We start from the raw sequence: 12,680 nt of genomic DNA on the forward strand, positions 1-12,680 counted from the left end.
AAAGGAGGAAGCACTATTCGTAGGAATAGTGCTTCCTCTATGTAAGGAGCGTTTCTATATGATAAAGCGAATGTTAAAGCAAGTAGAACAGATGGTAAATGGTACTGGATTAGCAGAGCAATATGAGGGAACTATTATTCAAGGCGTGTCTATTGATACGAGAAAAATTGAAAAAGGAAACTTATATGTTCCGATTCAAGGGGAGCGTTTCGATGGACATGCTTTTGTAGATAAAGCAGTTGAAAATGGAGCTGTAGCTACATTGTGGATGAAAGATGTAGCAAATCCACCCGAGAATCTTCCGGTTATTTTTGTAGAAGATACGCTATCTGCACTGCAAATGTTAGCGAAAAACTATCGCGATCAATTGGATGTTAAAGTTGTTGGTGTGACAGGTAGTAACGGTAAAACATCCACGAAAGATATTGTGACAAGTATTCTCGCGACTAAGTTCAAAGTTCAAAAAACAGAAGGAAATTTCAATAACCATATTGGGTTACCTCTCACTATTTTAAACTTAGAAGAAAATACAGAAGTAGCTGTATTAGAAATGGGTATGTCAAGCCGAGGAGAGATTGAATTTTTATCTAAGTTAGCTCGTCCTAATGCAGCTATCATTACGAATATTGGTGAAGCACATTTAATGGATTTAGGATCTCGTGAGGCCATTGCTGAAGCGAAATTAGAAATTGTTACAGGGTTACAAGAAGGTGGCGTGTTCGTATATAATGGAGATGAGCCGTTATTAACGAATCGTGTTCCTGAAATGAATTTAGCAGCGGAAACAGTTACGTTTGGTGATGCAAGAGCCAACGATTACTATCCAACAACTGTAACATTACAGGCAACTGGGACACATTTTAAAATGAATAGAGATGAAAATATTTCATTCTACCTACCGGTGTTAGGAAAACATAATGTGTACAATACACTTGCTTCAATGGCAATTGCGACACATTTTGGTGTGACGTGGGAAGAAATGAAACAAGGTTTAGTAACACTTCAAATGACGGGCATGCGTATGGAGATTGTAAAAACGGATAGTGGATTAACAATTATCAACGATGCTTATAATGCAAGTCCGACGGCTATGGAGGCAGCATTCCATTTAATGAATGGTTTAGATGGGTTTACTAAAAAAATCGTTGTGCTTGGTGATATGTTAGAACTTGGAAATCAAGAAGTGCAGTTCCATTATGAGGTAGGTAAATTAATCGATCCAGCAAAAATCTCACATGTATTCACATACGGTAGATTAGGAGCTCAAATTGCTGAAGGAGCAAAAATTAATTTCCCTAATGAACGTGTAAAGGCGTATGATAATAAAGAAGAGTTAGTAAGAGATTTACAAGCAGTAGTCGATGCGAAAGATGTTGTATTAATAAAAGCATCTCGCGGTATGAAATTAGAAGAAGTAATTACGATGTTGAAATAATTGGTGTATATAAATAGGGATGATAGTCACGAAAATAGAAGAAACTTATAATAAGCGCTTACAGTAAATGATAAAAAAATAAAAGTAAAGAAAAAGGCCCTGAATATAAAATAAGGTAACAGTTGGGTTTGCTTTTTACACATACAAAACTTATAATTGATAAAGTGTAATAACGTTTAGAAGTATTTTCGTGAAGAATATACGCCCGGTTATATACGTGAGCATTCAGGAAAAGGGCTTTTCCGCAAATTCGGAAAACGCCTTTTTTTAAATGATAAGTATAGGATAGAAAAGGAGAAGTAACATTGACAACATTTCGAGAATTAGGATTAAGTGAGTCTTTACTGCAATCGGTTGAAAGTATGGGCTTTGAAGAGGCTACGCCGATTCAAGCTGAAACAATTCCACATGCATTGCAAGGTAAGGATATTATTGGGCAAGCGCAAACAGGTACAGGGAAAACAGCAGCATTCGGATTACCACTATTAGATAAAGTGGATACAAATAAAGAAGCAGTTCAAGGTATTGTTATCGCGCCAACGCGTGAATTAGCAATTCAAGTTGGAGAAGAGCTATACAAAATTGGTAAACATAAACGTGTTCGTATTCTACCAATTTATGGTGGTCAAGATATTAACCGCCAAATTCGTGCTCTAAAAAAACACCCACACATTATTGTTGGTACGCCGGGTCGTATTTTAGATCATATTAACCGTAAAACACTTCGCTTACAAAACGTAGAGACTGTTGTTCTTGATGAAGCGGATGAAATGTTAAACATGGGCTTCATTGAAGATATTGAAGCGATTTTAACAGATGTGCCAGAAACACATCAAACATTATTATTCTCAGCGACAATGCCAGATCCAATCCGTCGTATTGCTGAGCGTTTCATGACTGAGCCTCAACACATTAAAGTAAAAGCAAAAGAAGTAACAATGCCAAACATTCAGCAGTTCTATTTAGAAGTGCAAGAAAAGAAAAAGTTTGACGTGTTAACACGCTTACTAGATATTCAATCTCCAGAGCTTGCGATCGTATTCGGTCGTACAAAGCGTCGTGTTGATGAATTATCAGAAGCATTAAACTTACGTGGTTATGCAGCAGAAGGTATTCATGGTGACTTAACACAGGCGAAACGTATGTCTGTATTACGTAAATTTAAAGAAGGTGCTATTGAAGTTCTTGTTGCAACAGACGTTGCTGCACGTGGTCTTGATATTTCAGGCGTAACACACGTATACAACTTCGATATCCCACAAGATCCAGAATCATACGTTCACCGTATCGGTCGTACTGGCCGTGCAGGTAAAAAAGGTATTGCAATGTTATTTGTAACACCACGTGAATCAGGACAATTAAAAAATATCGAGCGTACAACAAAGCGTAAAGTTGATCGTATGGAAGCACCGACACTTGATGAGGCGTTAGAAGGTCAACAACGTTTAATCGCTGAAAAACTTCAAAGCACAATCCAAAATGAGAACTTATCATACTACAAGCGTATTGCAGAAGAAATGTTAGAAGAGAATGACTCTGTAACAGTAGTAGCTGCTGCTTTAAAAATGATGACTAAAGAGCCGGATACAACTCCGATCGCTTTAACATCAGAACCACCAGTTGTTTCAAGAGGTGGCGGTTCTAAAAAACGTGGCGGTAACGGAGGCGGATACCGTGATGGTAACCGTAATCGTAGTCGTGACGGACGTGGCGGTGGCGATGGTCGTAACCGTGATGGACGTAATCGTGACGGAAACCGTGATCGCAATCGTGATGGAAACCGTGATCGTAATCGTGATGGTGGCAGTCGTGGTCGTAGAGGTGAAGGTCAAGGTCGCCCAGGATCTTCAAATGGACGCGGCGAAAGAAAACATCATAGCCGTCCACAAGCTTAATAAAAAAGAGAATGCCCTTTGTTGGCATTCTCTTTTTTTATTTCTGTAATTGTGCATACTACATAGTAGTTATGATAGAAAAGGGGCTGTTATATGCTTGTAAGGCTTGGTTACGTTGCGATGAGTGTGCATTTGAAGAATGCATCCCCATCTCAAACGATGACGTACGCACAGTTTCAGAAAATAGATGATCGTGATGCTGCAATTCGTAAACTTGAAAGAATTGCTAATTCCAATTTGGAAAATTGTTTACGTTTATTAAAGCATAATAAGGGACATGACATATCTTTCTTTCGGCTTAGTTCTAAGCTCATTCCTTTAGCGAATCATGAGGAATTGCTAGAGTGGAACTATATTCGTCCTTTAAAAGAAAAATTGAAAGAATTAGGTGAATATGCAATTCATATGAATATGCGAATTGATTTCCATCCAGATCATTTTGTTGTACTAAATTCACCTGAGGAGAGTGTTTTTAAACAATCTGTAAAGACATTGCAGATGCACAAAAAATTATTAAAAGGCATGGGGATTGAACATAAGCAACGATGTGTACTACATGTTGGAGGAGGGTATAAAGATAAAGAACTTGCATTAGAGCGTTTTATAGAGAATTGGTCTAATGTCCCAAGGGGTATTCAAGAAATGATTATATTAGAAAATGATGATACAACTTTTACGTTAGAGGAAACATTATATTTAGGAGAAAAATTAGATATTCCCGTCGTGTTTGATTTGCATCACCATATGATGAATAATGAGCAAGAAGATTGGTATGAAGATTGGGCACGTGTTGTTCATACGTGGGAAACATCTTTGTTACCGGTTAAAATGCATATCTCTAGCCCTAGAGAGGGAAAAGATCCAAGAGCTCATGCAGATTATATTAATGTAGACGCATTTTTATCTTTTTTAAGAAGGATAAAGGGAAGTGTTCCGCAAATTGATTGTATGATTGAGGCGAAGATGAAGGATGAGTCTTTATTTCAATTAATGAGGGATTTAAACGAACAGGTAGATGTAGAAATTATCGATGGTGCAAGCTTTTATATTAAATAAGCTTTGCACCATCGTTTTTTTTTGTTAGAAAGGGAGTTAAAATGCCGCCGGTTATTAAACCTGTTAAATGACTGATCGGATTGGCGGAAGGATTAAAGAAAGTAAATAGCAGTAATAGAAGTATCACAATTGAGAAAATGGCAATTTCTTTTGGTTTTGAAGAGCGGTATCGATTGTACAATAAAAATAATTGTGCGCCTAATAGTCCGAAAATACCACCTGATGCACCTGCGTGAATATATTCAGGAGGCATAATAATATAAGAAGAAATATTTCCGGAAATTCCAGAAAGAAAAAATAGAATAAAAAAAGAAAAGTGTCCGAGTTGCTTTTCGATAGAAGAACCAAGTGCAAACAAAAAAATACTATTAGAAAGAAAATGTTGTAAGTCTACGTGTACCAGAAGGGAAGTTATGACACGCCACCATTCTCCTTTAGCGATATATTCATTAGAGGCTGCCAGTGGGAAGAGGAAAAAGTCGCCTAATATCATCATGACTAAGTGAATAAAAAGTAAGGTGAGAATAGTCGGTTGTAAAGAAATCTGAGTAGATCTTATTAGCATACGGTTACTATCACCCCTTTTGCATCAGAAAGATTCTCTGTTATTCTTATCAATATGAAAGAAGAAAGTTAAATAGAAGAAGGGGATTTTGAAATGATTATAGGGATTGGAATCGATATTATTGAATTAAATCGTATTGAAAAAATGCTAGATGGAAAGCTTAAATTTATGGAACGTATTTTAACAGAAAATGAACGTAATGTTGCTATGGAGCTGAAAGGAAGTCGTCTTACAGAGTTTGTAGCTGGAAGGTTTGCAGCGAAAGAGGCGTATTCAAAAGCTGTAGGTACTGGTATCGGGAAAGAAGTGAGCTTTTTAGATATTGAAGTGAAAAATGATGAAAGAGGTAAGCCGATTCTGATTACAAGTACAGAGTATGTTGTTCATTTATCAATTAGTCATAGTAAGGAATTTGCTGTTGCTCAAGTTGTTTTAGAAAGCTCGTCACGCTAGTCTGCATATTTTATATCTTTGTCTCATATATTTGAGGTAGCGATAAGGAAGGTACATCTTCCATTCATTTATAGGGGCAAAGGGGCTGAAGTGATGAAAAGGCGTCTGTTTTTAGTTCTTGTCGGTTTATTGACCGTTTTTGTGTTGGCGGGTTGTGTGGAAAAGAAACAAGATGATGTCGTGAGAGATTTAGAAGCGAAAGTAAAAGGGATGAAAAGTTATCAAGCTGAAGCAAAATTATCTATTAAAACAGGAAATGAGCCTCAGGAGTATAATGTAGAGATTTGGCATAAGGAACCGTCTTTTTATCGTGTGAATTTAAAGAATTCAAAAAAAGATCAGAGCCAAATCATTTTAAGAAATGAAGAAGGTGTATTTGTATTAACGCCAGCACTTAATAAGAGCTTCCGTTTTCAAAGTGATTGGCCGCAAAATAGCAGCCAGGCTTATTTATATGAATCACTTGTAAGAGATATTTTGCAGGATAAGAAAAACCTTACTTTCGAGAAAACAGATAAGTATTATATTTTTAAAACAAAAACAAACTATCAACATCAAAATATGTTGCCGAAACAAGAGATTACGCTGAAGAAGAGCGATTTGACTCCAGTTTCAGTGAAGTTAATGGATAATGATCAAAATGTTCTTGTAAAAGTAGATTTCTCTAAGGTGAAATTCGATGCGAAATTTGATAAAGGTGCATTTGATACGAAACAAAATATGTCTAGAGCGCAGGTAGATGTTCAAACAACAGCGAAAGAAGACAAACCGTTTGCTATTTTGTATCCACTTGATACACCGCAAGGTATGACTCTGCAAGATGAAAAAGAGTTGAAGACAGACAGTGGCAAGCGTGCGATACTCACATACACTGGAAATAAGAAATCCTTTACTTTAATACAAGAAAAGGCAAAAGTTGCAGAGGCTTCATCAGCGGTAAGTGTAAGTGGAGAACCAGTTGATCTTGGGTTTACGATTGGTGCATTGACGAAAGACTCTGTAACGTGGTCGCATAACGGAGTAGAATATATGCTCGTGTCTAAAGGTTTAGAGCCGAAGGAGCTACTAATGGTTGCTCGTTCAGTTACAGCGAAGCAGGTGAAGTAGACTTCTTAGACGTGGTGATATATGTGCACCACGTCTTTTCTTAGTTTGAAGGTGGATTTCATAAAAGAAGCATATAAAAGAATAAGCTTCGCATATCGTGTATAAGGAAGTGTATTTATGGAAGAAGCACCATTTTACCGTGACACTTGGGTGGAAGTGGATTTAGATGCCATTTATAACAACGTTACACATATTAAAGAGTTCATCCCAAGTGATGTAGAGATTTTTGCTGTAGTTAAAGCAAACGCGTATGGGCACGATTATGTACCGGTGGCTAAAACGGCATTAGAAGCGGGTGCAACAAGGTTAGCAGTTGCTTTTTTAGATGAAGCTTTAGTGCTTCGGAGGGCTGGTATTACTGTGCCGATTTTAGTGTTAGGTCCCTCGCCGCCGCGTGATGTAAATGTAGCTGCTGAAAATGATGTAGCGCTAACTGTTTTTCAAAAAGAATGGGTGGACGAAGCAATTAAACTTTGGGATGGTTCATCTGTAATGAAATTCCATATTAACTTTGATAGTGGTATGGGGAGAATTGGAATACGTGAAAGAAAAGAACTGAAAGCATTTTTAAAGAGTTTAGAAGGTGCACCGTTTTTAGAGTTAGAAGGAGTATACACGCATTTTGCAACGGCAGATGAGGTTGAGACTTCGTATTTTGATAAGCAATATAACACGTTCTTAGAGCAGTTAAGTTGGTTGAAAGAATTCGGAGTGGATCCTAAGTTTGTCCATACAGCTAATAGTGCTGCCACGTTACGTTTTCAAGGGATTACATTTAATGCAGTGCGAATTGGGATTGCAATGTATGGATTATCTCCTTCTGTAGAAATACGTCCTTTTTTACCATTTGAATTAGAACCGGCGCTATCACTGCATACGAAAGTAGCTCATATTAAACAGGTGATTAAAGGTGATGGAATTAGTTATAACGTCACTTATCGAACGAAAACTGAAGAATGGATCGCGACTGTAGCGATTGGTTATGCAGATGGATGGCTTAGAAGATTACAAGGATTTGAAGTGCTTATAAATGGTAAAAGGGTACCGATTGTAGGGCGAGTAACAATGGATCAGTTCATGATTCATCTTCCTTGTGAAGTGCCGCTTGGTACGAAAGTTACGCTTATTGGAAGGCAGGGAGATGAGTATATTAGCGCTACAGAGGTTGCGGAATATTCAGGGACTATTAATTATGAAATTATTGCAACGATCAGTTTCCGTGTGCCAAGAATATTTATACGGAATGGTAAGGTTGTAGAGATAATTAATTACTTGAACAATATATAGAAGGTAGTATGATTGCTTCTTGTCATTGGAGTGACTGTTCATTGCTGGATAATAAGCTCTTTTTGATGAGAAGCTTTTTACTTATAATCATTTTTTATATAAGTTACACGTAAGTTTTGAAGAGGAGTTCTATTGTTTTTAGTTAGTTATGAGATAAAAAATTTAAGAAGATGAATGTTTTGTTTATGAATTGGAAAACATAAGCAAGGAATAAGGAAGTCTTTGCAACAGGCTCCATACAATGGTATTATTACAATAGGTGTCATATATATATTTGGGTGTGTAGTTGACGGTGGAGGTGTATTTTTGTGTCCGAATCAAGTGTAACTACTGAAATCGTGGTTCGGTTGCCAAAGCAAATGGTAACGGAATTGGACGGAATTGGAAAACAAGAGAATAAGAATCGCCATGAACTAATTTGCCAGGCAACACAATTGTTATTGCGTCAACATAAGACGAAGAAACGCTACCAACATGAATCAATGCGACGTGGGTATATTGAAATGGGAAAAATTAATCTTGGTATTGCATCTGAAGCTTTCTTAGCGGAGTATGAAGCAGCTCATACAGTAGAACGCTTAGTTAGCGGGGGGTAATATTTTGATTGTAAAACGCGGCGACGTGTATTTTGCAGACCTTTCCCCAGTTGTTGGTTCTGAGCAAGGAGGCGTTCGTCCGGTTCTTGTCATTCAAAATGACATCGGAAATCGTTTTAGTCCAACGGTGATTGTAGCGGCTATTACTGCACAGATTCAAAAAGCAAAATTACCCACTCATGTGGAAATTGATGCGAAAAAGTATGGTTTTGAGAGAGATTCTGTTATTTTACTTGAGCAGATTCGAACAATCGATAAGCAACGCTTAACGGACAAAATCACTCATTTAGATGAAGTGATGATGAGTCGTGTAGATGAAGCGTTACAAATTAGTTTAGGACTAATAGATTTTTAAATCGGCAGTTTAAGTTGCTCTCTTTGAAGGGCAACTTTTTTTATTATAGAGGAGGTTACGGTTGTATATGGAAATGGTAGATAATCGACAAGCGTTAATGAAAATGTTAGTGAAAGAATTAGGCTTTAGCGAAAAGCAAGTTCGTCATGTTATTCAATTAACAGAAGAAGGTAACACAGTTCCATTTATTGCTCGTTACCGAAAAGAATGGACAGGCTCTTTAGATGAGGTGCAAATTCGTGCGATTTTAGAGAGATGGCAATATATGATGCAACTTGAAGATAGGAAGGAAGAAGTTATTCGTCTTATTGATGAGAAGGGAAAACTGACAGGAGAGCTGAGACAGCAAATTGTTAAAGCTACAAAGTTGCAGGAAGTAGAAGATTTATATCGTCCATATAAAGAGAAAAGAAGAACGAAAGCAACGATTGCAAAAGAAAAAGGGTTAGAACCGTTAGCTGAATGGTTGTTGTTATATAAGAAAGAAGATCCGGCTAAAAAGGCAGTGGAATTTATTAATGCAGAGAAAGAAGTGCAATCTGCAGAAGAAGCTTTACAAGGTGCACAAGACATTATTGCAGAAATGATTTCAGATGAAGCTACGTATCGTAGTTGGATTCGAAATATTACTTTTAGAAAAGGTATTATGTCTTCGTCTGTAAAAGGTGAAGAAAAAGATGAAAAGAATATATATGAAATGTATTACAGTTATGAAGAACCATTGCAAAAAGTAGTACCACATCGTGTATTAGCAATGAATCGCGGTGAGAAAGAAGATATATTGAGAGTTTCTGTTGTCCCACCAGTAGATGAGATATTAAATTTCTTATATAAGAAAGTAATTCGTGATAACGATTCTAAAAGTGCGCATTATGTACAATTAGCGATTGAAGATGGTTATAAACGATTAATTCAATCTTCAATCGAAAGAGAAATTCGTAAAGAATTAACAGAAATAGCTGAAGAACAAGCGATACATATTTTCTCTGAGAACTTACGTAACTTATTATTACAACCTCCGATGAAAGGGAAAGTCGTGCTAGCGGTAGACCCGGCATATAGAACTGGTTGTAAATTATCTGTAGTAGATGATACGGGGAAAGTACTACATATTGATGTTATTTATCCGCATCCGCCTGTTCGTAAATATGATGACGCAAAAACGAAAGTTCTTTCTATTATAGATAAATATCAAGTTGAAATGATTGCAATTGGTAATGGGACAGCATCTAGAGAAACAGAGGAATTTATAGTAGATGTATTACAAAGTGTGAAACAGGAAGTCTTTTATATTATTGTAAATGAAGCGGGTGCTAGTGTATATTCAGCTTCTGATTTAGCTCGTGAAGAATTCCCGAATTTACAGGTTGAAGAGAGAAGTGCCGTTTCTATTGGAAGACGTCTGCAAGATCCACTGGCTGAACTTGTGAAAATTGATCCTAAATCAGTTGGGGTTGGACAATACCAACATGATGTATCTCAAAAGAGATTGAATGAGTCATTAACATTTGTAGTAGAGACAGCTGTTAACCAAGTTGGGGTTAATGTAAATACGGCTTCGGTTGCATTGTTACAATATGTTTCAGGTTTATCGAAAACTGTTGCGAAAAATATTGTGGCAAAGAGAGAAGAGGATGGGAAATTCACAAAGCGCACGGAATTAAAGAAAATCCCACGTTTAGGTGCAAAGACGTACGAACAATGTATAGGTTTCTTGCGTATATTAGAAGGAGCGAATCCATTAGATCGAACAGGTATTCATCCCGAACAATATAAAAATGTTGAATTGTTATTGAAGAGTTTAGGGTTATCGATAGATGACGTAGGACAACCGCAATTACAAAAGAGATTGGAAGAAGTAGAGATTTCTAAGTTGTCTCAAGAAACGGGGGTTGGGGAGCCGACGTTAGTTGATATTATAGATGCGCTCATTAGCCCGGAACGAGATATGAGGGATGAGTTGCCTAAACCACTTCTGAAAAAAGGGATTTTGAAATTAGAAGATTTAAAACGTGGTATGGAACTAGAAGGAACAGTGCGTAACGTTGTTGATTTTGGTGCTTTTGTTGATGTAGGCGTAAAGCAAGATGGTTTAGTGCATATTTCTAAGCTTAGTAAACAGTTTGTAAAGCATCCGTTAGATGTTGTATCAGTAGGACAAATTGTAAAAGTATGGGTAGATGATATTGATACAAAAAAAGGACGCGTTGCACTATCTATGTTGCCGATTGAATAGTAAGAGAAGAGAGCAGATGAAACTGCTCTTTTTTTATAGAATAAAAAGTGTAATGGATTATGAGTTTTGATGTATTTTGCTATAATAAAACCAGCATTCATTTAGCAATTTAATTTGATACCGGTTTTTTTCGAAATATGCACGTTGCATCTGTTTTTTTAGCCACGTAGGCATAGGAATCCCTCCTTGTTTAATCCTACTCTCAAAAATCTAAAGTGCTATTGATGAGAGGTTGGTGAGTGGATTTCTATTCATGTTGTGTTTTTAGAAACCACGCGTCTTGAATGAGGATGGGTATATGTACTATTTAATATATGTATAAGAAGCGTGAAAAGTGTAAAAATATTTTTTTGTTTAGGAGGAATGAGAATGGGCGAGGGAGAAATCCAACGGCTAGTGGAAGAAGTATCGCTACAATACTTCGGAATGCCGTTTTTACATAAAGCAACGTTCAATAGTAGGCTGCGTACAACTGGTGGGCGTTATTTGTTGAAGAGTCACAATGTTGAACTGAATTATCGATATTACGAAATGTATGGTAAGGAGGAGTTAATCGGAATCATCAAACATGAACTGTGTCATTATCACTTGCATATTACAGGAAGAGGGTATAAGCACAGGGACAGAGATTTTCGTGAGTTGTTAAAGAAAGTTGATGCACCTCGTTTTTGTAAACGAATGATTAATGAAGAGAAGGAAAAAAAGATTTATAAGTATGAATGTATGGAGTGTTTACTTCAATATGTAAGAAGGCGTCAAATAAATACAAAAAGATATGTCTGCGGAAAGTGTAAAGGGAAACTCAAACCGATATCGAAAACATCTTGACAGTAAAAACGCAATCCAGTATATTATAAACATGTCACGTTTGAACAAGATGTTGTTAAAAACTTCTTGACTTACAGTAAGAATTTTTATAAGATACAAATTGTCTTCATTATTCCGCAGTAGCTCAGTGGTAGAGCTATCGGCTGTTAACCGATCGGTCGTAGGTTCGAGTCCTACCTGCGGAGCCATACAGAGAAGTACCCAAGTGGCTCAAGGGGCTCCCCTGCTAAGGGAGTAGATCGCTAACGCGGTGCGAGGGTTCGAATCCCTTCTTCTCTGCCATACATATTGGCCCGTTGGTCAAGTGGTTAAGACACCGCCCTTTCACGGCGGTAACACGGGTTCGAATCCCGTACGGGTCACCACTTCGGAGGATTAGCTCAGCTGGGAGAGCACCTGCCTTACAAGCAGGGGGTCGGCGGTTCGATCCCGTCATCCTCCACCATATGAATTTTATATGAATAGTATTATCGCGGGGTGGAGCAGTACGGTAGCTCGTCGGGCTCATAACCCGAAGGTCGCAGGTTCAAATCCTGTCCCCGCAACCAAATGGTCCCGTGGTGTAGTGGTTAACATGCCTGCCTGTCACGCAGGAGATCGCCGGTTCGACCCCGGTCGGGACCGCCATTTTAACTTCTGCTAATTGGCAGTTGTTTTTTATTGGATATTATGGTACAATAACATTTGTCTTTGAAAATAAGATATTTTTTCGATGGGCTATAGCCAAGCGGTAAGGCAACGGACTTTGACTCCGTCATGCGCTGGTTCGAATCCAGCTAGCCCAGCCATTTACGAGCCATTAGCTCAGTTGGTAGAGCATCTGACTTTTAATCAGAGGGTCGAAGGTTCGAATCCTTCATGGCTCAC

Annotated in this window: 12 protein-coding genes, 7 tRNA genes and 1 rRNA gene (1 of these 20 cut by a window edge); 18 read left to right on the forward strand and 2 right to left on the reverse strand. The window is 37.7% G+C overall.

All coding sequences use genetic code 11. The annotated features are described in order from the left end of the window. Positions 1–58 precede the first annotated feature (58 nt). The 3 genes from murF (at position 59) to uvsE (ending at position 4,386) form a co-directional block, all read left to right on the forward strand. Positions 59–1,435 (forward strand): UDP-N-acetylmuramoyl-tripeptide--D-alanyl-D-alanine ligase, encoded by a 1,377-nt coding sequence (gene murF / locus ATL10_RS22425; protein ID WP_000595969.1) that lies wholly within the window; start codon positions 59–61, stop codon positions 1,433–1,435. A gap of 305 nt (positions 1,436–1,740) precedes the next feature. Continuing rightward, entirely contained in the window at positions 1,741–3,330 is a 1,590-nt protein-coding gene (gene cshA / locus ATL10_RS22430) for a degradosome RNA helicase CshA (RefSeq protein ID WP_000206602.1), read from the forward strand. A 93-nt stretch (positions 3,331–3,423) separates the two neighbouring features. Further along, entirely contained in the window at positions 3,424–4,386 is a 963-nt protein-coding gene (gene uvsE, locus ATL10_RS22435) for a UV DNA damage repair endonuclease UvsE (protein WP_000961144.1), read from the forward strand. Here uvsE and ATL10_RS22440 read toward each other — a convergent pair. After that, positions 4,379–4,951, reverse strand: coding sequence for a rhomboid family intramembrane serine protease (locus tag ATL10_RS22440; RefSeq protein WP_000908526.1), 573 nt, complete (start codon positions 4,949–4,951; stop codon positions 4,379–4,381). The genes uvsE and ATL10_RS22440 overlap by 8 nt on opposite strands. 93 nt (positions 4,952–5,044) lie before the next feature. Here ATL10_RS22440 and acpS point away from each other — a divergent pair, with 93 nt between their 5' ends. The 6 genes from acpS to ATL10_RS22470 all read left to right on the forward strand — a co-directional run bounded on the left by acpS (position 5,045) and on the right by ATL10_RS22470 (position 10,985). Then, the gene (gene acpS, locus ATL10_RS22445) at positions 5,045–5,404 is read left to right on the forward strand and encodes a holo-ACP synthase (RefSeq protein ID WP_000583418.1); all 360 of its coding nucleotides are present in this window, start codon (positions 5,045–5,047) and stop codon (positions 5,402–5,404) included. A gap of 156 nt (positions 5,405–5,560) precedes the next feature. Next, positions 5,561–6,511, forward strand: a complete 951-nt coding sequence (locus tag ATL10_RS22450) for a LolA family protein (RefSeq protein WP_139213356.1) — start codon at positions 5,561–5,563, stop codon at positions 6,509–6,511. Between the two features lie 117 nt (positions 6,512–6,628). After that, positions 6,629–7,798, forward strand: coding sequence for an alanine racemase (alr, locus tag ATL10_RS22455; protein ID WP_000390593.1), 1,170 nt, complete (start codon positions 6,629–6,631; stop codon positions 7,796–7,798). A gap of 308 nt (positions 7,799–8,106) precedes the next feature. Further along, positions 8,107–8,394, forward strand: coding sequence for an antitoxin EndoAI (locus ATL10_RS22460; protein ID WP_000004570.1), 288 nt, complete (start codon positions 8,107–8,109; stop codon positions 8,392–8,394). Positions 8,395–8,398: 4 nt separating this feature from the next. Continuing rightward, a complete protein-coding gene (gene ndoA / locus ATL10_RS22465) occupies positions 8,399–8,749 on the forward strand; it encodes a type II toxin-antitoxin system endoribonuclease NdoA (RefSeq protein WP_000635965.1) in 351 nt (116 codons plus the stop codon). A gap of 67 nt (positions 8,750–8,816) precedes the next feature. Then, entirely contained in the window at positions 8,817–10,985 is a 2,169-nt protein-coding gene (locus ATL10_RS22470) for a Tex family protein (protein WP_139213355.1), read from the forward strand. A 57-nt stretch (positions 10,986–11,042) separates the two neighbouring features. Here the strand turns inward: ATL10_RS22470 and cmpA are convergent, their stop codons facing one another. After that, entirely contained in the window at positions 11,043–11,159 is a 117-nt protein-coding gene (cmpA, locus tag ATL10_RS22475; RefSeq protein ID WP_001143640.1) for a cortex morphogenetic protein CmpA, read from the reverse strand. A 195-nt stretch (positions 11,160–11,354) separates the two neighbouring features. Between cmpA and ATL10_RS22480 the strand changes: the two genes are divergently transcribed. From ATL10_RS22480 to rrf, 9 genes are all read left to right on the forward strand, one after another. After that, complete coding sequence (locus ATL10_RS22480) at positions 11,355–11,813, forward strand: SprT family protein (protein WP_000503730.1); 459 nt, start codon at positions 11,355–11,357, stop codon at positions 11,811–11,813. 113 nt (positions 11,814–11,926) lie between these two features. Further along, positions 11,927–12,001, forward strand: a tRNA-Asn gene (locus ATL10_RS22485). Positions 12,002–12,004: 3 nt separating this feature from the next. After that, a tRNA-Ser gene (locus tag ATL10_RS22490) sits at positions 12,005–12,095 on the forward strand. An 8-nt stretch (positions 12,096–12,103) separates the two neighbouring features. After that, a tRNA-Glu gene (locus ATL10_RS22495) sits at positions 12,104–12,178 on the forward strand. 4 nt (positions 12,179–12,182) lie between these two features. Further along, positions 12,183–12,258 (forward strand) — tRNA-Val (locus ATL10_RS22500). 26 nt (positions 12,259–12,284) lie between these two features. Then, positions 12,285–12,361: transfer RNA gene (locus tag ATL10_RS22505), tRNA-Met, on the forward strand. A gap of 3 nt (positions 12,362–12,364) precedes the next feature. Then, positions 12,365–12,440, forward strand: a tRNA-Asp gene (locus ATL10_RS22510). An 86-nt stretch (positions 12,441–12,526) separates the two neighbouring features. Continuing rightward, positions 12,527–12,601, forward strand: a tRNA-Gln gene (locus ATL10_RS22515). 69 nt (positions 12,602–12,670) lie between these two features. Beyond that, a 5S ribosomal RNA gene (gene rrf, locus ATL10_RS22520) occupies positions 12,671–12,680 on the forward strand (it continues 105 nt past the right edge of the window).

The organism is Bacillus sp. 196mf, assembly GCF_003217275.1.
GTDB classification, from domain to species: domain Bacteria; phylum Bacillota; class Bacilli; order Bacillales; family Bacillaceae_G; genus Bacillus_A; species Bacillus_A thuringiensis_S.